The organism is Brucella sp. HL-2 (genome assembly GCF_025846885.2).
Lineage (GTDB): Bacteria > Pseudomonadota > Alphaproteobacteria > Rhizobiales > Rhizobiaceae > Brucella > Brucella quorumnocens.
Genome location: NZ_JAOYTK010000003.1, coordinates 218626 through 242361 on the forward strand (window position 1 = coordinate 218626; position 23736 = coordinate 242361).

Consider the following 23736-nt stretch of genomic DNA (forward strand, 5'->3'; position numbering starts at 1 on the left):
AACTTATAAAATACTAAAGCTTAGATGAACTTCAGCGCGCTGCGGCCTGCATAGCGAGCCTGCTTGCCAAGTTCTTCTTCGATACGGATGAGCTGGTTGTACTTCGCCGTACGGTCAGAACGAGCCAGCGAACCAGTCTTGATCTGACCACAGTTGGTTGCAACGGCGAGATCGGCAATGGTCGAATCTTCCGTTTCGCCCGAACGATGGGACATGACAGCGGTGTAACCGGCCTTGTGAGCGGTTTCGACAGCATCCAGCGTTTCGCTGAGCGAACCGATCTGGTTGACCTTGACGAGGATTGAGTTGGCAACACCCATCTTGATACCATCGCGCAAACGAGCCGAGTTGGTGACGAAAAGATCGTCGCCAACGAGCTGGCACTTATCACCGATCAGATCGGTCAGGTATTTCCAGCCTTCCCAATCGTCTTCTGCCATACCGTCTTCAATCGAAACGATTGGGTAATCAGCAGCAAGCTTGGCAAGATACTTGGCCTGAGCCTTTGGATCACGGGTCTTGCGCTCACCTTCGTAGACGTAGTTACCGTCCTTGAAGAATTCAGTCGCAGCGCAATCGAGACCAATTGCAATGTCTTCACCTGGCTTGAATCCAGCCTGTTCAATCGATTCCAGTACGAAATCGAGAGCAGCCTGTGCGCTCTTGAGGTTTGGAGCAAAGCCGCCTTCGTCACCAACATTGGTGTTGTGACCGGCATCCTTCAGGCGCTTTTTGAGCGTGTGGAACACTTCCGAACCATAACGGACAGCTTCGCGGATCGACGAAGCGCCAACTGGCAGGATCATGAATTCCTGGAAGTCGATTGGATTGTCAGCATGCGCGCCACCATTGATGATGTTCATCATTGGAACTGGCAGAACATGGGCGTTGACGCCGCCAACATAGCGGTAGAGTGGAAGGCCGGTTGCCTGTGCGGCAGCCTTGGCGACAGCAAGCGAAACGCCGAGAATTGCATTAGCGCCGAGATTGCCCTTGTTTGGCGTACCATCGAGATCAATCAGTGTCTGATCGATCAGCAGCTGGCTTTCAGCATCGATACCGGCGATTGCGTCGAAGATTTTGCCATTGACCGCTTCAACAGCCTTTTCAACGCCCTTACCGAGATAACGGCTGCCGCCATCGCGCAGTTCGACAGCTTCGTGTGCGCCAGTCGATGCGCCCGATGGTACAGCAGCGCGGCCAAAAGAGCCGTCTTCAAGCACTACGTCAACTTCGACGGTCGGGTTTCCGCGGCTATCGAGAATCTCGCGGCCAACGATGTCGATGATTGCAGTCATAGGAGCAGGTCCTTCCCAGTAGATTGCCTCGCTCTTTGTCGAGACACATTGAAGAAATCCGATTTCACATCTTCATTATAGAAATAAGAGGCAGAGGAAAATCCCCCGCCTGTGAATTCCTGATGAAATTTTAAATCGATTTAGCAATCCGGTCGAAGGCCATCAGCTTTTCGAGAAGTGCGGCCATTTTATCGATTGGCACCATGTTTGGTCCGTCAGACGGTGCATTGTCCGGATCCTGATGCGTTTCAATGAAAACACCGGCAACACCAACAGCCACGGCTGCACTTGCAAGTGTCTGGACAAATTCGCGTTGACCGCCTGAAGATCCACCCTGCCCGCCCGGTTGCTGCACCGAATGGGTCGCGTCAAAAATCACAGGCGAACCAAAGCCAGCCATGATCGGCAGCGAGCGCATGTCGGAAACAAGTGTGTTGTAACCGAAAGATGCACCACGTTCTGTTGCCAGAACATTCGGATTGCCATTCTCGGTGATCTTGGCAAGCACGTTCTTCATGTCCCAAGGCGCCAGAAACTGGCCCTTCTTAACATTGACCGCACGGCCCGTCTTTGCAGCCGCAACCAGAAGGTCAGTTTGACGGCAAAGAAATGCTGGGATCTGCAGAACATCGACGACCCCAGCGACGGCCGCACACTGTTCTTCGGTATGAATGTCAGTCAGGACGGGGAAGCCGAATTCCTTCTTAAGGTCAGCAAAAACTTCGAGTGCCTTTTCAAGGCCAATACCGCGCTGCGCGCTGAGCGAAGTGCGGTTCGCCTTGTCAAAGCTCGACTTATAAACAAGCCCCATACCAAGCTTATTGGTGATCTCAACCAGTCGGCCAGCCATGTCGAACGCGTGTTCACGGCTTTCCATCTGGCAAGGCCCAGCGATCAGAGCCAGCGGCGCACTATTGGAGAACGTAACATTGCCGATTTTCACGGCAGAATTAGCGGTCGTCATGATTGTGAACCTTCAAATACAAACAATGTCCCCTGACCTGCGGCAGGATAGACGAGAACACGACCATCGCTCTTTGTAAAAGCGATTCCGTTACGAGTGAGGAGTTGCTCAACGGCATAAAGCGAAGCAACCGAGAAAACCAGTCCTGATAGACGTAAGCTACGGCCATGCAGTTCCGGCGACCAACCAAAACAGCGATTAAACTGTGTCGGCGTCATGGCCTCTATATTGGAATTTTTAGCCGTGATTGCCAGGGAACTATCTTCACGTCTCCGAGCAGCGGCATGAAATACGCCCTGCAAGAGATCGGAGAAGTCTTGCGGCTGTTCTTCACACAGCAATATCTCGCGTAAGCCTGTTACGCCATTTTCATGCGTGATCAGGTGCGAACGGTCAGTCTTGGGATATGCCAAACGCTGACAGGTGAAGAAGAATGCATCCGGCGCGCGCAAATCCGCTGCAAAAGCCAGCCGGAAGCTGCCCTTCTCACGTTTCCCTTCCGATGAGATGAAGCTGCGTGAAAACTCGACCATGCGACCGCCGGAAATACCCCGCCGCTTGAATTCCGCATGATCGCCACGCGAATCATCGGTCTTGAAAGCTATCCCGGAAAAGCCGTCATCGCCGTTGCGAAAGCGGTAAGACAAATCACGCTGGACAAAGCTGTTGTTGCGCTGCGCAGCGGCTTCATAAAGCGGTGCGCGGTCCACAGCCAACATTTCGACATAGGTATCGTCTGCAAAGAAACTGCAGACATTGGCGGTACCGAATGGATGTTGCGCATCCGGCGCCACTGTAAATCCTAAGAGAGAAAGTCTCTTGCGCGCCTCCTTAAGCTGAGCCACCGGCAAAACGAGATGGTCAACTGAACGAGCATTGCGCGCAAGAAGGTTATTCATGCATCAAACCAGTCTACCCTGATCCATCGCAGCAGCGATGAAGGAAGCGAACAGCGGATGCGGCTCGAACGGACGAGATTTCAGTTCCGGATGGTATTGAACGCCGATGAACCATGGATGATCGGCATATTCGACCGTCTCTGGCAGAACGCCATCAGGTGACATGCCAGAGAACACCAAACCGCATTCTTCCAGACGATCCTTATAGTCAACATTCACCTCATAGCGGTGACGATGACGCTCGGAAATATCGGTTGAACCGTAAATCTCAGCAATACGCGTTCCAGCCTTAAGCGTGGATTCATATGCTCCCAGACGCATGGTGCCACCCAGATCACCTGACTTCGTGCGCTTTTCGAGCATATTGCCCTTCAGCCACTCAGTCATCAGACCGACAACAGGTTCCTTGGTCGGACCGAACTCGGTCGATGAAGCATTTTCGATACCGGCAAGGTTACGCGCGGCTTCGAGACATGCCATCTGCATACCGAAACAGATACCGAAATAAGGCACCTTGCGTTCACGAGCGAACTTTGCGGCAAGAATCTTGCCTTCCGCACCGCGTTCACCAAAGCCACCGGGCACCAGAATGCCGTGTACCTTTTCCAGATGCGGAGCCGGGTCTTCGCTTTCAAAGACTTCAGCTTCGATCCAGTCGAGATTGACCTTGACCTTGTTGGCAATACCACCATGCTGAAGCGCTTCGATCAGCGACTTATAAGCATCCTTGAGCTCAGTATATTTACCGACAACGGCAATGGTCACTTCGCCTTCAGGATTATGGATGAGATGGGAAATTTCTTCCCAGCGCTCCATACGAGGCTTCGGAGCAGGCTCGATACCGAAAGCTGCGAGAACTTCGTTATCGAGACCTTCTTTATGATACGCAATCGGCACATCATAAATGGACGAAACATCAAGCGCCTGAATGACTGCGCTTTCACGCACATTACAGAACAGCGACAGCTTGCGACGTTCGGAAGCTGGAATCTCACGATCCGCACGCACCAGAAGAATATCCGGCGCAATACCAATCGAACGCAGTTCCTTGACCGAATGCTGCGTTGGCTTGGTCTTGAGTTCGCCCGCAGCAGGAATGTACGGCATCAGTGTGAGATGGATATAGACCGCGCTGTTGCGTGGCAGTTCATTACCGAGCTGACGAATGGCTTCAAGGAACGGCATGGCTTCGATATCGCCAACCGTACCGCCGATTTCGCACAGGACGAAGTCATAATCGTCATTGCCTTCAAGGATGAAGTTTTTGATTTCATCAGTGACGTGTGGAATGACCTGAACTGTCGCGCCGAGATAATCGCCACGGCGTTCTTTTTCGATGATATTACGGTAAATGCGACCGGTGGTGATATTGTCCCGCTGATTTGCAGGACGACCGGTGAACCGCTCGTAATGGCCCAGATCAAGGTCTGTTTCAGCACCATCGTCAGTGACGAACACCTCACCATGCTGGTAAGGCGACATCGTGCCAGGGTCGACATTGAGATAAGGGTCGAGTTTACGGATACGCACGCGGTAACCACGTGCCTGAAGGAGTGCAGCTAGAGCTGCTGCGGCAATGCCTTTTCCAAGGGAAGAAACCACGCCGCCTGTGATGAATACATATCGCGCCATGGGCTTATGTCGTTAGACCCTTCTGATTGATTCCGCCACTAAAAAAATGTGCGGTTGGCGTTTTTTCCAGCATCTTCACATCTGATTACGCGCATAAAGCGAAAGATCAGACGTAAATAACGAAATACGTGTGCGTAAAATTTGACACTTCAGTTTTATACGCGCACAAAAAAAGCCGGGAAAAATCCCGGCCTTTCGGGTATTTTTAAGCAAGATCAGAGAACGACGACTTTTGCGCCCATGCCGACGCGATCATAGAGATCCAGAATGTCGTCATTGGTCATACGGAAGCAACCGTTCGAAGCCGGGCTACCGATTGTCCATGGCTGAGTGGTGCCGTGAATACGGATATACGTATCCTTGTTGCCCTGGAACAGATACATGGCACGTGAACCAAGCGGATTGCCCGGACCACCATCCATGCCGTTCTTGTAACGGCCATACTGCGCAGGATTGCGTTCGATCATTTCCTTGGTAGGAATCCAGCGCGGCCATTCGCGCTTCGCGCTGACGGTCGCGGTTCCCTTGAATTCAAGACCGACTTTGCCAACAGCAATGCCGTAACGGCGAGCAGTGGTCGAGCTTTCAACGAGATAAAGGAAATACTTCGACGGATCGATTACGATCGTACCTGCTTCGTAACCAGTGAAGGTAACGGACTGCGCCTGATAACGCGGGTCGATGTTGTAGCGGTTAAGGCCGACCTTCTTCGCAGCACCTGCGTTCGAAGCGCTCTTCTTTTTCTTCTTGGCAGGCTTTTCCTTGGCGTCGCTAGCCACAGCGACCTGCTGAACACCTGTTGCCGCAGCGGTAAGCTCGGCTTCAGCACCGGCCACACCTGCAGCAAAACTTGGGCCCGTAAGTCCAATGCAAAGGCTTGCAATGCCAGCCATCAAAATAAAACGTGAAGACATGATCTTTTCCCGAAAACCCAAGCAATGCGGAAAACACCTGTCGCAGTATCGCGTTCAGGCTTTCGCTCTCCATACTGTAAACAGTCGCACTACTCAATTATCCACAATGGCTATCCCGCACGATTCGAGTGGGGCTATTGCCAGCGTGCAACACTTTGCGAACTCAAGTTTAACAAAAAGAAAACCGGCCCTTTCGAGCCGGTTTTCAAATTTCTGAGATTATAAAGCTCGTTACTGGGAGCTTGGAACCTGTGGAGCCTGCAGCTGCGTGCTGTCAGGCTGCGTTGGTGCAGTCGTTGGAGCCGAGCCAGAAGCAGGCGTTTCCGTCTCATTGGTACGCGAAGACTCGCCACCAAGCTGATTGAGAATGCCGCCGCCAGTACCGGTTCCACCGGCTGGAGGATTCTGTGTGCTGCCAGCAGCCGGAATACGGTTCAGAATGTCCGTAGGCTTTTCGCCGTAACGGGCCATGATACCGAGAACAAGCGAAGTGGCAAAAAAGCCAATCGCGAGAATAGCTGTCGTACGGGTCAGCGCATTAGCTGCGCCGCGTGCCGTCATAAAGCCCGAACCACCGCCGATACCAAGGCCACCGCCTTCGGAACGCTGGATGAGCACAACGCCAACAAGCGCCAGAACGATCAACAAATGAATGACAATGACTATGGTCTGCATAGGTTACGGTCTTTATATCTCTGGACTAATGCGTAACCGGGAAAAACCACAAGATTTCCGCCCCGGATAGCGATGATACAAATAGATAGAGCGGCTCTTTACACGCTATTGTGTGATAATCCAAGCCCTCTGCCCCAGATAGATTGGCCCCAGATAAACTGAGGACGCAGATACTTCTCACAGATTGCGATAGGTTTCGCATATGGCGAGGAAGTCCGTTGCTTTCAAGCTGGCTCCGCCCACCAATGCGCCATCAACATCGGGCACGCTCAGCAATTCAATGGCGTTGGCCGGTTTAACCGAACCGCCATACAGAAGACGCAAGTGCGCACCACTGGCACCGAAGCGCTCGGTCAGCTTCTCACGTATAAAAGCGTGAGCGGCGCGAACGTCTTGCACAGTTGGCGTCAAGCCTGTGCCAATTGCCCAAACTGGTTCATAGGCAACAATAGTATTTTCGGCTTTCACACCTTCTGGAAGTGAAGCGGCAAGCTGATCGCCGATCACGTCAAGCGTGCGGTCTGCCTTGCGCTCGTCAGCCGTTTCGCCAACACAGACAATCGCTATAAGACCAGCTGCCCATGCAGCTTCGGTTTTGCTGCGAACAAGATCATTGGCTTCGCGGTGATCTGTGCGGCGCTCGGAGTGGCCAAGAATGACATGGCTTGCACCAGCTTCTTTAAGCATCTGCGCTGAAACATCGCCGGTATGCGCGCCCGACACCTTTGGATGACAATCCTGACCACCCAATGCGACGGTTTCACCTTCAAGCGTTTCAGCCGCTCGTGAGAGCAATGTAGCAGGAACGCAGATGACAGCGTCAAGCTTACGACCCAGATCGGAACTCAGGCCCGCAGCAATCGCGCGCAGTTCCGTTAGGGATTCTCCCGTGCCATTCATTTTCCAGTTGCCAGCAACCAGCGGACGGATTCCCGGAGTCATATCATTCTCCTCGCCTTGAACGGCGCCAACCTGCTAAAACAGGTATGCGGCGCCAAATTTTGCCACTGACTAAGCGTATTCGTCACGCAATGCAACGTTCTTGGTGGTCTATACTCAATGAGAACTTGCATCGGGGCCTAGCTTAAGGTTATCCCCTCACACGGCTTATCTTTATCGATGGCCGGGCTATGTTTTGTTCTTAAAGGGTTTCCAATGCTCGACAGTATGCGTGATGCCGCCAGATCCTGGGTTGCTAAGCTTCTTCTCGGCCTCCTCGTTCTGAGTTTTGCAGTCTGGGGCATCGCAGATGCATTCCGGGGCGACACGTCTGGCAGTGCAGCGCTCAGCGCTGGCAAGTCGGAAGTGAGCGCAACAGATTATCGCTTTGCCTATGAGCAACAGCTGATGCGTTTATCGCAGCAGTTCCGTCAGCGACTGACCCGTGAACAGGCTCAACAGCTCGGCGTTGAAAATCAGGTTCTGGCACAGCTCGCAGCTGGCGTCGTCCTGGATGAACAGGCTCGCAACATGCAGCTTGGTCTTTCCAAAGATGGTATCGCGCGTCTAACTGGTGAAGATCCATCATTTCAGGATTCAAGTGGCAATTTTAGCCGTGCCCAGTTTGATGCGGTTTTGCGTCAGTCCAACATTCGTGCGCAGGACTATCTCGACAATCGTGCAAAAGTTGCTCGTCGCCAGCAGGTTGTTGAAGCCGCTACCGATGGCTTGAAAATGCCGAATACTATGTTGAAAGCGCTTGCTCTTTATCAGGGTGAAAGCCGCAGCGCCGATTACATCACCATTCCTGCCGAAAAAGCCGATGCAGTTCCTGCCCCATCTGATGAAGCTCTCAAAGCTTACTTTGATGAGCACAAGGATGAATACAAGGCTCCAGAATATCGCAAGATCACCTATGTGAAGCTTGAGCCTTCGGACATTGCCGATGCAGCGGCAGTCACGCAGGACGAAATCAACGAGTATTATGAAAAGAATAAGAGCCGCTTCAGCACCACTGAAACGCGCACCATCGAACAGTTGAACTTTGCAGACGAAGCTGCAGCTCAAGCCGCGCAGCAGAAAATTACAGCTGGTACGAGCTTTGTTGATATCGGCAAAGAACAGGGCAAGAGCGAAGCCGATCTGGTTCTCGGAACCTTTGAAAAGTCTGCTCTTCCTGATGCGACTATCGCTGAGGCAGCATTTGCACTCAACGAAGGCGGTGTAAGCGACGTGGTCAAGGGTGCATTCGGCCCGGTTATCCTCCGTGTCACCAAGGTGAATGCAGCGAACGTCAAGTCGCTATCGGACGTTGAAGGCGAAATTCGCGATACCGTTGCAACCAACATTGCAATCAGCAGCATCAACGGCATTCACGATTCCTACGAACAGCAGCGTTCAGACGGCGCAAGCATGGTCGAAGTTGCCAAGGGTTTGAGCCTCAAGACTGTCACTATCGAATCCGTTGATGCCGAAGGCAACGATCCTGCCGGCAACGCTGTTGAACTACCAAACTCCGAAGCGCTTCTCGCTGCTGCATTCCAAGCTGAACAAGGCTTTGACAACGACGCTCTGACAATGGGCAATACCGGCTACCTTTGGTATCAAATCGATGGCACCACCCCTGCTCGCGACCGCACGCTTGACGAAGTCAAGGACAAGGTCGTAGCAGCATGGAAGGGTGATGAGGCTGTGAAGCGCCTGAACCAGCGCATGGAAGATCTGAAGAAGCGCCTCGACGGCGGTGAAACGCTTGACGCGATTGCCGCAGAAGCGGGTGTTGAAAAGCAGACCAAGCGCGGCATCACTCGGAACACCAACGATGCTGATTTCAGCTCTGCTGCGACCGCACAGGTCTTCCGTGGGCCAAACGATCACACAGGTACGGCTGCAGCTGCATCTGACGATGCACAGATTCTGTTCAAGGTTATCGAAGTCACAGAACCAACTGCTGCGGGTCCGGAAGCAATTCCTGAACAGCAGCAGACCTATCTGTCGACCACGCTTACCGATGACGTTCTCGAACAGCTGGTTGGCGAATTGCAGAAGCAATATCCGGTGCGGATCAACCAGACCGTCATCAACAACGCATTGGCCTTCTGATCAGCGGCGGACATGAAATAATGGCTGACTTAAAACCCTATATCGCCAAGGCTGCCTCCGGTAATCCATTGTCGTTTGAGGATTCCAAAGCAGCCTTTGACATCATGATGTCCGGACAGGCCACCCCATCGCAGATCGGTGGTTTCCTGATGGCTCTCCGCGTTCGTGGTGAAACAGTGCCGGAGATTGCCGGGGCTGTTGCGTCCATGCGTTCGCGCATGTTGCCGGTATCCGCACCAATTAACGCTGTTGATATCGTTGGCACCGGCGGCGACCAGTCCGGCTCCTACAATGTATCGAGCTGCTCGGCTTTCGTCGTCGCAGGTGCAGGCATTCCCGTTGCCAAACACGGCAATCGTGCCCTCTCCTCGCGTTCGGGTGCCGCCGATGCGCTCGCAGCCCTTGGGGTCAACATAGAAGCCGATGCAGATACGATTGGCCGCAGCATCAATGAAGCTGGTCTTGGCTTCATGTTCGCACCGACTCACCATTCCGCTATGCGGCATGTAGGTCCATCGCGTGTTGAACTCGGCACCCGCACGATTTTCAACCTGCTTGGACCGCTATCAAACCCGGCAAGCGTCAAGCGTCAGCTGGTCGGCGTATTTTCGGCAGAATGGGTCGAGCCTTTGGCGCAGGTCCTCAAAGAACTTGGTTCTGAAACCGCATGGGTTGTCTATGGCGATGGTCTAGATGAGATGACCACGGCAGGCACCACGAAAATCGCAGCGCTTGAACACGGTACGATTCGCACATTCGAGATTGAGCCTGAAGATGTGGGCTTGCGCCGTGTCGATATGTCGGAACTCAAGGGCGGCGAAGCCGACGTAAACGCCAGAGCTCTGCTTGGCGTTCTCGAAGGAGATCAAAACGCCTATCGCGATATCGTGTTGCTGAATTCTGCGGCAGCACTCGTCATTTCAGGTAAGGCAAAAGACTTGAAGGACGGCATTGCTCTTGCCGCGCAATCTATCGACAGCGGTTCAGCACTTGCAGTCCTGCAAAAAGTTATCGCTGTCTCCAACGACAAACCGCTCTGACGGAGAGGATCAAACCATGTCCACCGACATTCTGCGGAAAATCGAAGCTTATAAGCGCGAAGAGATCGCTGTCGCCAAGGCTCGCCTTCCACTTGAAGAAGTAAAGGCGCAGGCTAAGGATCAGCCTGCGACACGCGGCTTCTTGAAGGCACTTGAAGCAAAGCGCGCTGCAAACAAGTTTGCGCTTATCGCCGAGATTAAAAAGGCAAGCCCGTCGAAGGGCCTCATTCGCCCGGATTTCAATCCACCGGCACTGGCCAAGGCCTATGAAGAAGGCGGTGCTGCCTGTCTTTCCGTGCTGACCGATAAGCCATCCTTTCAGGGGGCACCAGAGTTTCTGACGGCTGCACGCGATGCCTGCTCTCTGCCAGCTCTGCGCAAGGATTTCCTTTTCGATACCTATCAGGTCTATGAAGCGCGCAGCTGGGGTGCAGATTGCATTCTCATCATTCTCGCAAGCGTCGATGACAATCTCGCCAAGGCGCTTGAAGAAACCGCATTTGAACTCGGCATGGATGCATTGATTGAAGTGCACGATGAAGAGGAAACAGAACGCGCGCTCAAGCTCTCTTCGCGCCTCGTCGGCGTCAACAATCGCAACCTGCGCACATTTGAAGTCGACCTCGCGGTTTCCGAACGTCTCGCAAAGATGGTTCCTTCGGATCGCCTGCTGGTCGGCGAAAGCGGCATCTTCACCCATGATGATTGCCTGCGTCTCGAAAAATCGAATATCGGCACCTTCCTCATCGGCGAAAGCCTGATGCGCAAAGATGATGTTGCGACCGCAACCCGCGAACTTCTGACCGGCAAGGCCTGAGATATGGCGACCAAGCTCACCCATATCGACCAGACAGGCGCTGCCCATATGGTCGATATTGGGGACAAGTTTGAGACTGAACGTCAGGCCACGGCAGAAGGCGCAGTCAGGATGAAACCGGAAACGCTGGCGCTTATTCTGGAAGGCAATGCAGCCAAGGGTGACGTTATCGGCGCCGCACGGCTCGCTGGCATTATGGCCGCAAAGAAAACGTCAGATCTTATTCCGCTTTGCCACCCTCTGATGTTGACAAAAGTATCGGTTGATATCCAGCCTGATCTGACACTTCCCGGTCTGCGTATTCGTGCTACTGCAAAGCTTAAAGGCCGCACTGGTGTAGAGATGGAAGCCTTGACTGCTGTTTCCGTCACCTGCCTGACCATTTACGACATGGCCAAAGCAGTTGATCGCCATATGGAGATCACCGACATCCGTGTTTCGGCAAAAAGCGGCGGCAAGTCAGGCGACTGGAAAGCCTGAACATTCAGACGAGAGGAAACCCTATGTCCCTTCTCCCGGTCGATGAAGCACTTGCCCGCATCCTAAGCGCCGCTGAGCCGCATGGTTTTGAGCAGATACCACTTGCTTCAGCCGGAGGCCGTGTTGTTACCGAGCAGGTCACTGCGAAACTGCTCCAGCCGCCATTTGATTGTTCCGCCATGGATGGCTATGCGCTCATCGCGCCTCAGAATGTTGAATATCCGATTGAACTTACAGTGATCGGCGAATCGGCCGCTGGAAAAAGATTTGAAGGCAAGCTTGCCGCTGGTGAAGCTGTGCGTATTTTCACCGGCGCACCTATGCCAGTTGGCGCTGACTGCATCGTCATTCAAGAAGACACCGAGCGTTCTGGTGACAAACTGACGATCCAACAAGGGCTTGATAAAGGCCGCCACATTCGGCGTGCGGGCCTCGACTTTGCACCCGGCGACACTGTTCTTCCAGTTGGATGCGAACTTGACGCCCCGGCGCTATCTCTTGCTGCAGCGAGCGGCAATGCAACGATTTCTGTTTTCAAGCAGCCGCGAATTGCCATTCTCGCCACAGGCGACGAGCTCGTCCCACCCGGAACAATTCCCGGACCTGATCAAATTGTGGCCTCCAATAGCGTGGGAATAGCCGAGATCGTGCGTCGCGCAGGTGGCAAGCCTGAAGACATGGGCATCATCGTTGACGACCCGGCCAAAATCGAATCAGCGATAAGCCAAGTGCTCGACGATGGCATCGATATCCTTGTCACTATCGGTGGCGCATCAGTAGGTGATCGTGATTACGTGCATGGCGCGTTGAAAAACAGCGGTGTTGATCTCGATTTCTGGAAAATTGCTATGCGACCCGGCAAACCGCTGATGTATGGCCGCAAGACAGTTTCAGGCAAAACAGTGCACGTCATCGGCCTGCCGGGAAACCCTGTTTCTAGCCTCGTTTGCAGCCTCGTATTTCTACGTCCATTGGTAGCCAAGCTATCCGGCACGGATTTGACCGCAGATATTCGTCCCGCAAAGCTTGGTCAGGCGATGAATTCTAATGATCACCGGCGCGATTTTGTTCGGGCAACAGTCGAACAGGACACTGATGGAACATTGATCGCAACACCTTTTCCTCTCCAGGATTCGTCGATGCTTTCTGCCTTAGTCCGCTCCAATGCGCTGCTAATCAGAGATGAAAATGCACCAGCTGCAGCGACCGGTGAATCGTGCTTGATATTGATGCTGTAACGAACCTATCCAATTCCGCCAGTCCGTTAATCATTTTAAAACCATTGCAGAACAAGACTGGAACATATAGTGTTCGTTCTGGTTTTGTTTTTATTTGATTCTGGTCTGGAGGGTGTAGCGCATGTTGACCCGTAAACAGCACGAGCTTCTGCTGTTCATTCATGAACGTCTTAAAGAGACGGGCATCCCTCCGTCTTTCGACGAGATGAAAGAGGCTCTCGATTTAGCCTCGAAATCGGGCATTCATCGGCTCATCACAGCGCTGGAAGAACGCGGTTTCATTCGCAGACTCCCAAATCGGGCGCGTGCACTGGAAGTGCTCCGTCTGCCAGATTCCATTGCTCCCGGACTGAATTCGCAAAAGAAATTTGCGCCGAGTGTGATTGAAGGCAGTCTGGGCAAGATGCCACCTGCCCCCGTGCCTGCACGCCCTGCTCCGACAACAGCCAATGACGACGTATCGACCATGGTTTCCATCCCTGTGATGGGTCGTATCGCTGCTGGCGTACCAATCTCGGCGATCCAGAATCAGACCCATTCGCTCAGCCTTCCGCCAGAAATGATTGGCGCAGGTGAACACTACGCGCTTGAGGTCAAGGGCGACTCGATGATCGAAGCCGGAATTTTCGATGGTGATACTGTCATCATCAAGCGCGGCGACACAGCCAATCCAGGCGAAATCATCGTTGCACTGGTGGATGACGAAGAAGCGACGCTGAAACGTTTCCGCCGCAAAGGTGCGTCCATTGCGCTCGAAGCTGCAAACCCTGCCTATGAGACGCGGATATTCGGTCCTGACCGTGTTCGTGTGCAGGGCAAGCTGATCGGTCTGATCCGACGCTACTAGAGCGCCGTGCGCCCTCTTGGGCGCACGAAGAACGCTCTCAACTATTGAATCTACCCATCCTGAAATGTGTAAAGCATTTTTCGGACAAGATGCGCACTAGAGCATATCTCCCAAAAGTTGGAACCGGTTTTGGTATAAAGATATGCGTAAAAACAAACAGTTAGACGCATTTCTAACGATTCATCTTAAACAGGAAATGCGCTAGGATAAAAACTTAGAGCGTTTTTTGTTAAATCAAAGAAACGCTCCGGAATTATTGCGGAAGATCAGAGCCGATTGCATTTTCTGTTCCAGCTTTCTTCCGATACTCACGATCAGGCAAGCCGCGCGCCGCTCGTGAATAAAGTCGATAGAGATGCCAAGGTCTTGTAGGTGCATCGACTGAAAAGCTCAGTTTGTCCGCATAGTCGCTGATATTCCGAGGTACAGCAGGCGCGAAACGATAAGCCTCACCCTCACTGACTGGTTCTTGCCCCAAAAACTTTGCCTGAGCCACTTTGTCTGCGTTTAATTTTTGTCCAAATCTTATTTCAAGAGTTCCTTTGAGGGCTAATTCTTGCCTGCCGATCACGAGCGCGTTGGACCGCTCACAGCTTAGTTTTTTTCCGGCAATAGCAAGAATAACAATATCCCCCACATTACAGGCGACCTCGCGCATGTCTTCCTGGGTGGTATAGGCTAGCATTCGACCGTCCCGAAGGGGAATGGTACAGAGGCCGTCCTCACAAAGGAAAGCGTTCTCATCAACGGGAACGGGCTGTTTTTTCATTATGTGCGGAGAAACAAACGTTTCAACCAGATAGGCTGTCTGCCAGTTCTGTGCTGTGAATTGCGGTGGCCTGCTGCGATTAACAGCAAAATTCCCATCCGACAGTCGCACCGCCACAAACTTCGCATCTTCACTGACAAGAACATCAGGCATCGGCGTCCGAATGAATGCGATCAGTCCCAACACAACGAATGGAAGCGCCAGTAACCGCAGCCGAGTTGTGAAAACAACAGCAATCAAAAGCGCAACTGTCCAGAGAATGAGCGTGATGACCGGCATGACACCGGGATTGCCATCGGGCGATAGGCTGGCGACGAATTCTGCAATATGCCGCACAAGTAGAACACCAAACCCCATGACCTGCAATGGCAGCCAATCGAGTTGCAGGGGCATCAACAACAGACTCAAGACTGCAAATGGCATCACCAGTATCGAAATAACCGGCAAGGCTAGTACATTGCCAACAAGCCCCAAAGGGGCGGTATTGTTGAAATGGTAAGCGGCAAATATCCCGCTGGCCACACCCGCTACAATTGATGTCGCAGCTGTGGCGATTGTCGGCGCTAGTATTCTTGACAGAATCCCGCGCGGCGATGCCGTGCGGTTTTCCATACCTGACTGTTTGCGGGCCTTCCTTTCACTCCACCAAGCGAACGCCGCAATCAGTCCCGCCGTTGCTGAAAATGACATCTGAAAACTTGGACCCAATATTTCGTGCGGCGAGATCGCGATCATCGCTATCGCTGAAATCGCCAGATTGCGCATACTGATACTGAATACATCACATCCCGGATTGTCGGCCGCGTTACGCCGCCACCCTCTTTGGGTCCAGGTGTCATCGAACTTGGTTGGCTGCAACAAAGAGCGCTCGCGGCGAGCAATTCTTAGGTCGGGACGATCTAACGCTGCAACAGGCTACGGGGGGCATTTTAGAGCGGCGCAGGGCTTTAGGTATATCGAGGGCGTGTAATGCGGACAGAGGCGTTAGCGTTTTTGTTTTTTTGTCCAGAAGCTAACGCCGGTCTGTCCAGAAGGTGCCGCCGCGCCACACTGCGCGCGATATTCCGGCTTCAACGACAATCGGAAGCGGCTTGAACGGTTTTGCACGTCTGCGCGTGGCGTCCGGTCCGGTGAGGCCTGGAAATTACGATTTTGGCTTTCACGCTTATTTCGGTGGGATCGGCGCAAACGGCTTTTTTCTGGGGACGCCGAAAATTGTAGATGTACCCGGCCCAAGTAATATGACCGCAAAAATTTCCGGTTCTATAGCACAGTTACGCGTACATGTTTCAGAGCGGATTGCAGAGGTGTTGTCCGGTGAAGATGGCAGCGTTGCAGCAGCGCTGATCGCCGGCGAGCGGGCGGGGATCACCATCAACAAAGCCGACATAACACTGTGCCGCTATCATATGCGGGAGTTTCAAATAATGATGTGGCTGAAAGCGCGACCACCATTCCCAGCCCGTTTCCCTGACTTCAATTTTGACGGCCGGTCGTTGCCGAACCCACCTCCCGGTGAAATCACCTGATGCTGTATCAAACACCCAATCAGGCTGCAGCCAGTCCAGAATGTCATAGTGACACGACAGCAAGACGGCCTGCCCGGCAGTACGTCGCCATGCTTTGGCGAAGGCAAAGGCACCAACGCGAGCAATCTGCCGATCTATGACGCTGCTAAACTCGTCAATGACAATCTTTTCCGGCCGCTCGCAGACTATCCGTGCCAGATCGGCACGGAACCGCTCCCCGTTAGACAATACGGGATACGGCCTAAGCCACGCGGGGACACTCCCCAAGCCTACAGCAGCCAACGCAGCCGCAACATCGTCAAAGGTCTTTTCTGGTGCAATCGTCTCAATGATAGGGTGCTCGTCGGTCCAGCCTGACGGTTCGTAGAACGCATCGGTACCAAGTATCTTGCGGCCTATTGAGGTCTTGCCTGAGCCGGAAGGCCCGACGATAACGCCGAGCCTCCAATCCTGACCTTCAAGCGGAATATCCGCCACCAGTTCGAAAACATTTCCTTGATCGATATTGAATAGCGATTTAACGCGAGCCGCCCGGTAACTAGTGAAGTCCGGACATTCGTTGCGAACGGCAATCCTCATGTGACCACCACTTTGATCTTGGTGGAGCGCAAGCCCTCCAGCGCATTATAGAGGGTTATCTGTGTTTGCTCGTCCGGACAGACCAGAACGACGCCATACTGATTTTTATAGCGATTATTGGCAGGAATACCGGGAGCCTTTTCCGGCAGCGGGGGCAAGGATTCTTTCTTGGCCATCTTTTCTATCCGTTAGCAGCTCGCGGCTGTCGGTCAGGGGCTCAACGGGCCTCAGATGGTTCATAGTGCGGCAGCGCCGACACTTGATGTGTATATCGTTTGCGACAGCACCCACTCCAGCCTTAAAAAGTAGCGCTTGGCAAGTGCCGCAACGAATCTCCTTCATTTCAATTTCCGTTAGAATCTGCCACATGCCTAACGCCCTAACGGGCTGGATGCGGTGGTCATGTCTTCATGCTGTCGGGCGGGGTTCAGTTTGGCGACAGTCTCCCGCTGCCACGAATTAACGTGGCCGTCCCTACTTGCCGGAGGCGCAGACGCCTCCAGCTGGAAGCGTTCAGGCGAACGCGGCGTCGATCTGCCCGACTGTGGTGATGATCCCGGCCTCGATCTGATCAGCGATAACCGTCCAACATGTCCTTGGAGACGCGATTGCCGAGATATGCTGACATTTCTTCGGCAATTGTGTCGCGGCTTTTGCCCGACCGCTCCATAGCGACGGACAAAATCCGTGAAATCTGCACGTCAAGCGTCCCGCCCTTCGATACTTCCGGATCGTGACGCACGATCACATCAGCAGGTGGCGCATAGTCGCGGAAAATATCGAGAGTGAAGGGATCGCGGCGGCGGCTCATGTTAGATGCGTCCCCGGCGCTGGAGCGATGCAATGATGCGATCTTCATGTTCAGCCACGACGCTATCCAGTTCAGCGTCTTCCAGCTTGCTGAAATACTTGCTGAGCATGGCAATGCCCTCTTGCAAATCCGCAAGCCGCGCATCCGAAGCCACAAGCGCACCGGCAACATCGCTTGGCAGGCTCCGCAAGGTATTCCCGGCCTTCTCGATCTTCTTTTCGAGATGGGTTTTCACCCGCCCGTTAGCCAAGATCGTAAGGGCGTCAGGCACATTGGTGGCCTTGGGCTGGTCGCCAAACAGAATATCAAGCACCTTGGACTGATCTGTGTGTGACTGTTCGGAAAGTTGTTTCAATCCAGCCTGATGATCAGCAAGCCATGTGCCGACGCAACGTTGCCGCGATGCAACGGAAAGCTCTTTCCAGATTTTGACAGCAAGTTTAATTGCACTCTGACTGAAACCAGTCTTCTCGGCTGTCAGCTTGGAAAAGCCGAGGATTTCCGGAGCATCAGGATCAACAGCCAAATCTTGGCTTTTGATTCTATCAGACCTTCTGTCGCCGCCGTGCCTCGTTTCTGGATAAAGCCGTTCATGCACTTGCTTAAGTTCGAACAAATGGTGACAGCGGTCCAAAACCTTCAGTTCATGCCGACCGAGATTTTCCATAACCTCTTCAAGCCGAGCTTCGTCATCGGTAGCAGCAGTCGAGATGCGTACAGGGATCGCTTCCCATCCAAGAAGCGAGAAAGCCTTATAGCGATGGAAACCAGTCACAAGACGTGGAACGCCATCCACGATCCGCACAGTAATCGGATTGATGAGCCCATGGGCGGCGATCATAAATGCCAGCGCTTGCGCCCAGTCAGGATCGAGTTCGCGAGCGCGGCTATCTGGAATTTCGATATCCGACAACTTGATCTGGGTTACTGACTGTCGCCAAACGTCGCTCGCAACAATGTTGAGGTGCTCGGTCATGGTTCCATCCTAATGACGGCAGCAATGATCAATGCGACTTGCCCAGAGAACATCACACCAAGGATGATCGAAATTGCCGTCCAGAACATCACAGCGTCCGATGCCGAGGCTTTGTCAGACACACGCGTTAGCTTTGACAAAGGACCGTTCATGCCGCCGCCCTCTTGTCAAAATCGCCGTCTGATTTTTGACTTTCTAACGGCCCATGCTTTGCGCTATCGTATACGCGTGTAGTCGATTTGGGGTAACGGTTCGGCCAAAGCACTTCGGGCGTCATTCCGAGAAATTCGGCAATGACCATCTCGTTGATGCTGTTTGGACGAGTCCAGATATTACGGAATGAACTTGGATTGCGCCCGTTACGGAGCGCTAGTTGCTCAAGGGTCATTCCGCGTTCGTGGATTTCGCAGAGAATTCTTTTCGGGGTCCACCGGACAGCCTTACTCATTCGGTTACTCCTGACGAAAGCGGATGTTGCACCATCCGCTTTCTTTCGGTTCACTTGGGACAAGTGCAGCCTGCCGAAGCAGTCTGCTGTAGATAGGAGTAATCGCAAATGCGATTGATTTCAACCAAAACAATCGCAAAAGCGATCAATGTCTAACAAGCGCGAAATTAGTCTTTCCGAACAAGATGTTACGGAATTTCAGGGTCGCCTGAGAAAGCTCATGCACGGCATGAGTGAGGCGAAATTTGCGGAAAAAGTCGGCATATCGCAGTCTGGACTGCATCGAATCTTAAACGGAGGGCTTCCGACAATGGACGTTTTAATCGCGATTGCGATTAAAACTGATTCTAGTGTCGAGTGGCTTGCAACTGGATTGGGTTCCCAGCGCAGGGTTGCAAATGAAGCAGTGGTCGATCCTATGTCGAGTTCCGGTTCATTTCTGGAACACACTCAAATTGGTTCCACACGAACAGAGCGTCTGCCAGACGCTTTGAAAGCCGCTGACTTTGTAAATCTTCCTCAATATGACGTGAGAGCATCTGCCGGTCGCGGTTTAATAGCTATCAATGAAATGCCGGTTTCAGAGACAGCGTTCGAACGCAACTTCTTGCGCAATCTTGGTGGCGTACCGGAATATTGTTTTATGATGTGGTCAGCGGGGGATAGCATGTATCCCACAATACCCGACAACTCTCTGATGATCGTCGATTCAAGTCAGACTATTGTCGACCATGGTTGCATATACGTGTTTACAGTTGGAAATGCAGTCCTGGTAAAGCGTGCTAAATGGCGGATGGACGGTCGTTTGGAACTGACATCGGATAATGTAGCAGGCAACTATCCAATCGAAACCTTCGATGCAGATCGTGTGGAAGACCTCACCGTCGTTGGTCGCGTAATATTCATTGGCCACGCACCATAAACCATAAAAACAAAAGACCGACCGTTAGAACATTAACGGTTTGACTCTCCTGACACCTACGAACAAATAGGGAACAGCAAGGAGGGCTAATGTCGAAAGCTGAGAGATTTATTGTACTTCCGTTCGAAAAGCTTCGGGGACAGACTATCCCCGGCGAGATGCGACCAGCTTCCAATGCCGAAGCAGCAGCTCGAACGGCTTCAAGAATGGCTGAGCGGCATTTAGGGGTTGCCGCCTACGCGGTCATGGTGGACTTAGAAAGTGGCGACATGAGTGAACCAAGGCTACTATGCAAGTTTGGGGAAGTGGCAGATTTAGCAACTGCCATTTAGCTAATGAGACCATTTGGGGGTATGTTTAATGGGTTTTTTGTCTTCTCGCCTAATCTTCGATAACTTTACCGGCAAACGCCTAATGGCGGCGGCGATGGCTCTCGGGGGAATGTGTTCATCTGGAGCTACACTAGCGGCATCGTCACAAACTGCTGGAGAGACAGCTGCCTTTATTCTCTACGGTCTGGAAGATGGACAGTCTTTCCTGACTGCCGATGGTCAGAGAGTAAACGTCGAACAGAAAGCACGTGAACCATCCACCGTCTATATAATGACTTATTCAGGCAGCGGCTCCACGCGTGAAAGGAAGTTTACAATTTCACAGATCGATTCGTGCAGCTTCGAAGTGGGCGTTGAGAATGACGGAAGCACCGCCAGCAAAACTAAGTTCGACTTTAACCACCTCATATCCGTGACTCGCAACGACCCGTTCTATTCAGTGAACTTCAACGGTCAGTGCCCTATTAAAGAAGTCGCGAAAGATGATTGTCGATCCGCTCATTTGACACTTCCTGAATATGGCCGTGATTTGTCCCGCATGAAAAATGCCATAAGCTATTTCAAATCCAGCTTTTGCTCCGGATCGGCTTTCTAAAGTCTCAAACTGGATTTTGACGCTTTACAGTTCCGCAGCGTGGCAATTTCTTGCCCCGCTGATTTTTCTTATTACTTTTCCGGTACTTACGCGAACCGTCAAGTTTTTGCCGAACCGTCAATAGATTTGACAGTTCTAGGAAAAAGTTGCGGGGAATGCATTTTATCCGAAGATCAACCAGCATCCCGATTTAAGGCTAACAATTACAGTTCAGGCCTACCAAACGACGTTTGTTTTCAACACATTGCCTTAATGCGTTCTCGTCAAACCGATTGACAGAACATTGCGTGAAGAATGCGCGAAACTGTCCAGAAGATTGCGCGGCAATACCTCATTTCAAGAAGGTTATTTTCATTTTGTTGGGCAGAACCGTTAGCGCTTCAAGAGAAGGATATCTTTTGTTTCCAATAAGATAGCTTGGTGCAGGTGAATTTCCGGCATGTCCAGAAGGTAACACCCCCCTACACGCAGTAATCCGGATGCGTTGCGGCGAATAACGCAACTTGGGCCTTTGCGTTTCAATCAAGTCAAGCGTGACGCGCCAGCTGCCATTGTCCCGATATTCGAGAGCAACTACCCTCCCCGTAACGCGGGTCGCCACTTCGGAACCGAGCATCTGGGTTCCGCGTCTCTCTGTTTCGATCTTTCCCGCAATTATTCCCAGCTGGAGTGCCATCACGAGCGTCAGAAGCTGCGATACGAGGAAGTGTTTGCGAGAAAGAAGACGAATAAGAACAGACGCTGTGAGAACCGAAAAAAGTGGCAGCCACGCAGGTTCGAACGAAACTGAAAAATAGATAACCGCTCCAACACCCATGAAAACCGGAAACAGTAGGAAAAACATCCCTCTGCCGATTTCCCGCGTCATGGCTGCAGAAAAATTCTGCCGGACAATGGATGCCAGCGCCGTTAGCCGTTCAGACGGTGTTTGTTGTCTTGACGGCTGAACTGGCGGTGTTTGTTCAGTTGGTTTATAAGGTAGCCATGGTTCGGGCAATAAGGAACGCGCAAGACCGTCGGGCATGTCTTTGACAAACACCCGTTCATTAATCTCCTGCGTTTCGCTTATGCTCGTCATGCCCCCGCCTGACTGCAAAAGTGTTCCCCGATTTCTCAAGAAGAATACCGGATTAGCGCGAAAGAAACTTCAAGCCCTTGCGCGCTGTGCTGCCTATGGTACATGAACGCCAGCCAAAATCGAGAGGGTTCCCGCATCGAGAATCCTTGACGCCCGTAGACTGAGTGCAATCGGGCGCTACATATTCAAAATTCCGCCTCGCACTGCGCATCCGCTGCAGCCCAACGAGGCCTGTTATAGTGGAGCTGTCATGTCGAAACCGGTCGTAACCCGTTTTGCCCCTTCGCCCACGGGTTTCCTACATATTGGCGGAGCCCGGACCGCCCTGTTCAACTGGCTTTATGCCAAGCATAGCGGCGGTAAGATGCTGCTACGCATCGAAGATACAGATCGTGAGCGCTCCACGGATGCTGCAACGGCAGCGATCCTCGATGGCCTCACATGGCTGGGTCTTGATTGGGATGGCGATGCCATCTCACAGTTTGAACGCGCCCCACGCCATCGCGAAGTAGCCGAAGAACTGGTCGCTAAAGGCAAAGCTTATTATTGCTATGCGACACCAGCCGAACTGGAAGACATGCGCGAAAAGGCACGTGCCGAAGGCCGCCCACCGCGTTATGATGGTCGCTGGCGTGATCGCGATCCATCCGAAGCACCAGAAGGTGTAAAGCCGGTCATCCGAATCAAGGCACCGCAGGAAGGTGAAACCCTTGTTCGCGATGCGGTTCAGGGTGATGTTCGTTTCCCAAACAAGGACTTAGATGATTTCATCATCCTTCGTTCCGACGGTACGCCAACATATATGCACGCCGTTGTCGTCGATGATAATGATATGGGCGTCACCCACATTATCCGCGGCGATGATCATCTGACCAATGCTGCGCGTCAGACGGTGATTTATGATGCGATGGGCTGGGAAGTTCCTCAGATGTCGCATATTCCGCTCATTCATGGTGCGGATGGCGCGAAGCTCTCCAAGCGTCACGGCGCACTTGGCGTCGATGCATATCGCGCCATGGGTTATCTGCCGGAAGCTCTGCGCAACTATCTGGTTCGCCTTGGCTGGAGCCATGGCGACGATGAAATCATGTCGACCGAACAGATGATCGAGTGGTTTGACGTGAAGGATATAAACAAAGGTGCTGCGCGCTTTGACTTCCAGAAGCTGGAAGCAATCAATGGCCTCTATATGCGCAACAGCGACGACAAGGCACTGTTTGATGCTCTGATCGCTGTCTTGCCTGAGATCGAAGGCGGCAAAGAACTTGAAGCCTCTCTGGACGACAAAGGCCGTGAGCAGCTTCTCACAGCAATGCCCGGTCTAAAAGATCGTGCAAAGACACTCGTCGAACTCGTAGACGGTGCCAAGTTCATCTTCGCCAAGCGCCCACTTGCATTTGATGAAAAGGCCGCATCCCTGCTTAATGACGAAGGCCGAGCAGTGCTGGCGGCTGCCCTTCCGCATCTGGAATCAGTCAAAGAATGGACTGTGGAAGCACTTGATGCGGCGGTTCGCACCCATGCTGAAGCCACAGGCTTGAAGCTTGGAAAGGTGGCACAACCACTGCGCGCTGCCCTTACGGGTCGCGCTACATCTCCGGGTGTATTCGATGTGCTGTTTGTGCTCGGTCGTGAAGAGTCACTTGCACGCATAAAAGATCAAATCGTTTGAACTGTTAGCATTCACGCTGACGTGACAAAACGGGCTTAATTAGTCCAAATTACGCATTGCATCGCAAAATCATTGGGATAGTTTGGCGGTCGAAATCGTTTGGATAATACGTTCAAAACTAGTGGTCTGATTCCGACATTTGCGCCCTTCGGTTACAAGTATCGGAATGAAAAAGACCA

Annotated in this window: 25 protein-coding genes and 2 pseudogenes; 11 read left to right on the plus strand and 16 right to left on the minus strand. The window is 52.6% G+C overall.

All coding sequences use genetic code 11. The features are described from left to right. Positions 1–20: 20 nt before the first annotated feature. From eno to tpiA, 7 genes are all read right to left on the minus strand, one after another. Positions 21–1298 (minus strand): phosphopyruvate hydratase, encoded by a 1278-nt coding sequence (gene eno, locus OIV19_RS06860; RefSeq protein WP_095446737.1) that lies wholly within the window; start codon positions 1296–1298, stop codon positions 21–23. Positions 1299–1428: 130 nt separating this feature from the next. Next, positions 1429–2262, minus strand: coding sequence for a 3-deoxy-8-phosphooctulonate synthase (gene kdsA, locus OIV19_RS06865; RefSeq protein ID WP_095446738.1), 834 nt, complete (start codon positions 2260–2262; stop codon positions 1429–1431). After that, the gene (locus OIV19_RS06870) at positions 2259–3161 is read right to left on the minus strand and encodes a VOC family protein (RefSeq protein WP_264231056.1); all 903 of its coding nucleotides are present in this window, start codon (positions 3159–3161) and stop codon (positions 2259–2261) included. Before OIV19_RS06870 ends, kdsA begins: the two co-directional genes overlap by 4 nt. A 3-nt stretch (positions 3162–3164) precedes the next feature. Further along, complete coding sequence (gene pyrG, locus OIV19_RS06875; RefSeq protein ID WP_095446740.1) at positions 3165–4793, minus strand: CTP synthase; 1629 nt, start codon at positions 4791–4793, stop codon at positions 3165–3167. Positions 4794–5008: 215 nt separating this feature from the next. Next, a complete protein-coding gene (locus OIV19_RS06880; protein WP_095446741.1) occupies positions 5009–5707 on the minus strand; it encodes a L,D-transpeptidase in 699 nt (232 codons plus the stop codon). A gap of 231 nt (positions 5708–5938) precedes the next feature. Beyond that, on the minus strand, positions 5939–6382 hold the full coding sequence (secG, locus tag OIV19_RS06885; protein ID WP_264231057.1) for a preprotein translocase subunit SecG: 444 nt from the start codon (positions 6380–6382) through the stop codon (positions 5939–5941). A 177-nt stretch (positions 6383–6559) separates the two neighbouring features. After that, the gene (tpiA, locus tag OIV19_RS06890) at positions 6560–7324 is read right to left on the minus strand and encodes a triose-phosphate isomerase (RefSeq protein ID WP_095446743.1); all 765 of its coding nucleotides are present in this window, start codon (positions 7322–7324) and stop codon (positions 6560–6562) included. A 213-nt stretch (positions 7325–7537) separates the two neighbouring features. On the opposite strand from tpiA, the gene OIV19_RS06895 reads away from it, so the two are divergent. From OIV19_RS06895 to lexA, 6 genes are all read left to right on the plus strand, one after another. Continuing rightward, positions 7538–9424 carry a peptidyl-prolyl cis-trans isomerase gene (locus OIV19_RS06895; protein ID WP_264231058.1) on the plus strand — a complete coding sequence of 629 codons (1887 nt, stop codon included), beginning with the start codon at positions 7538–7540 and terminating at the stop codon, positions 9422–9424. 20 nt (positions 9425–9444) lie between these two features. Then, positions 9445–10464: an anthranilate phosphoribosyltransferase gene (trpD, locus tag OIV19_RS06900; protein ID WP_264231059.1), complete on the plus strand. Its 1020-nt coding sequence runs from the start codon at positions 9445–9447 to the stop codon at positions 10462–10464. Between the two features lie 16 nt (positions 10465–10480). Next, the gene (gene trpC / locus OIV19_RS06905) at positions 10481–11281 is read left to right on the plus strand and encodes an indole-3-glycerol phosphate synthase TrpC (RefSeq protein ID WP_151093656.1); all 801 of its coding nucleotides are present in this window, start codon (positions 10481–10483) and stop codon (positions 11279–11281) included. A gap of 3 nt (positions 11282–11284) precedes the next feature. Next, a complete protein-coding gene (gene moaC / locus OIV19_RS06910; protein WP_264231060.1) occupies positions 11285–11761 on the plus strand; it encodes a cyclic pyranopterin monophosphate synthase MoaC in 477 nt (158 codons plus the stop codon). Between the two features lie 23 nt (positions 11762–11784). Then, positions 11785–12999: a molybdopterin molybdotransferase MoeA gene (locus OIV19_RS06915; RefSeq protein WP_264231061.1), complete on the plus strand. Its 1215-nt coding sequence runs from the start codon at positions 11785–11787 to the stop codon at positions 12997–12999. 121 nt (positions 13000–13120) lie between these two features. After that, complete coding sequence (gene lexA, locus OIV19_RS06920; RefSeq protein WP_151093652.1) at positions 13121–13846, plus strand: transcriptional repressor LexA; 726 nt, start codon at positions 13121–13123, stop codon at positions 13844–13846. A gap of 253 nt (positions 13847–14099) precedes the next feature. Here lexA and OIV19_RS06925 read toward each other — a convergent pair. After that, positions 14100–15398, minus strand: a pseudogene (locus OIV19_RS06925) (ComEC/Rec2 family competence protein); the annotation flags it as partial. Positions 15399–15649: 251 nt separating this feature from the next. On the opposite strand from OIV19_RS06925, the pseudogene OIV19_RS06930 reads away from it, so the two are divergent. After that, positions 15650–15988 (plus strand): annotated as a pseudogene (locus tag OIV19_RS06930) (ComEC/Rec2 family competence protein); the annotation flags it as partial. Here the strand turns inward: OIV19_RS06930 and OIV19_RS06935 are convergent. From OIV19_RS06935 to OIV19_RS06965, 7 genes are all read right to left on the minus strand, one after another. After that, positions 15905–16723, minus strand: a complete 819-nt coding sequence (locus OIV19_RS06935; RefSeq protein ID WP_264231158.1) for a hypothetical protein — start codon at positions 16721–16723, stop codon at positions 15905–15907. The pseudogene OIV19_RS06930 and the gene OIV19_RS06935 overlap by 84 nt on opposite strands. Further along, positions 16720–16899 carry a hypothetical protein gene (locus OIV19_RS06940; RefSeq protein ID WP_264231062.1) on the minus strand — a complete coding sequence of 60 codons (180 nt, stop codon included), beginning with the start codon at positions 16897–16899 and terminating at the stop codon, positions 16720–16722. Before OIV19_RS06940 ends, OIV19_RS06935 begins: the two co-directional genes overlap by 4 nt. Next, positions 16838–17092 carry a Com family DNA-binding transcriptional regulator gene (locus OIV19_RS06945; protein ID WP_369698102.1) on the minus strand — a complete coding sequence of 85 codons (255 nt, stop codon included), beginning with the start codon at positions 17090–17092 and terminating at the stop codon, positions 16838–16840. The genes OIV19_RS06940 and OIV19_RS06945 overlap by 62 nt, the downstream gene beginning before the upstream one ends. A 202-nt stretch (positions 17093–17294) precedes the next feature. Then, positions 17295–17534, minus strand: coding sequence for a hypothetical protein (locus OIV19_RS06950; RefSeq protein WP_264231063.1), 240 nt, complete (start codon positions 17532–17534; stop codon positions 17295–17297). 1 nt (position 17535) lies between these two features. Then, positions 17536–18510, minus strand: coding sequence for a ParB N-terminal domain-containing protein (locus OIV19_RS06955; RefSeq protein WP_264231064.1), 975 nt, complete (start codon positions 18508–18510; stop codon positions 17536–17538). Further along, on the minus strand, positions 18507–18662 hold the full coding sequence (locus OIV19_RS06960) for a hypothetical protein (RefSeq protein ID WP_264231065.1): 156 nt from the start codon (positions 18660–18662) through the stop codon (positions 18507–18509). Before OIV19_RS06960 ends, OIV19_RS06955 begins: the two co-directional genes overlap by 4 nt. Next, complete coding sequence (locus OIV19_RS06965; protein WP_264231066.1) at positions 18659–18958, minus strand: helix-turn-helix domain-containing protein; 300 nt, start codon at positions 18956–18958, stop codon at positions 18659–18661. The genes OIV19_RS06960 and OIV19_RS06965 overlap by 4 nt, the downstream gene beginning before the upstream one ends. 148 nt (positions 18959–19106) lie before the next feature. Between OIV19_RS06965 and OIV19_RS06970 the strand changes: the two genes are divergently transcribed. From OIV19_RS06970 to OIV19_RS06980, 3 genes are all read left to right on the plus strand, one after another. Then, complete coding sequence (locus OIV19_RS06970) at positions 19107–19880, plus strand: S24 family peptidase (protein ID WP_264231067.1); 774 nt, start codon at positions 19107–19109, stop codon at positions 19878–19880. A gap of 89 nt (positions 19881–19969) precedes the next feature. Continuing rightward, entirely contained in the window at positions 19970–20212 is a 243-nt protein-coding gene (locus OIV19_RS06975) for a hypothetical protein (protein WP_264231068.1), read from the plus strand. 28 nt (positions 20213–20240) lie between these two features. Further along, entirely contained in the window at positions 20241–20807 is a 567-nt protein-coding gene (locus OIV19_RS06980; protein ID WP_264231069.1) for a hypothetical protein, read from the plus strand. A gap of 331 nt (positions 20808–21138) precedes the next feature. On the opposite strand, the gene OIV19_RS06985 is transcribed toward OIV19_RS06980, so the two are convergent. Then, positions 21139–21885, minus strand: coding sequence for a competence protein ComE (locus OIV19_RS06985; RefSeq protein WP_264231070.1), 747 nt, complete (start codon positions 21883–21885; stop codon positions 21139–21141). Positions 21886–22135: 250 nt separating this feature from the next. Here OIV19_RS06985 and gltX point away from each other — a divergent pair, with 250 nt between their 5' ends. After that, positions 22136–23557: a glutamate--tRNA ligase gene (gltX, locus tag OIV19_RS06990; protein WP_264231071.1), complete on the plus strand. Its 1422-nt coding sequence runs from the start codon at positions 22136–22138 to the stop codon at positions 23555–23557. The last annotated feature ends 179 nt before the right edge of the window (positions 23558–23736 follow it).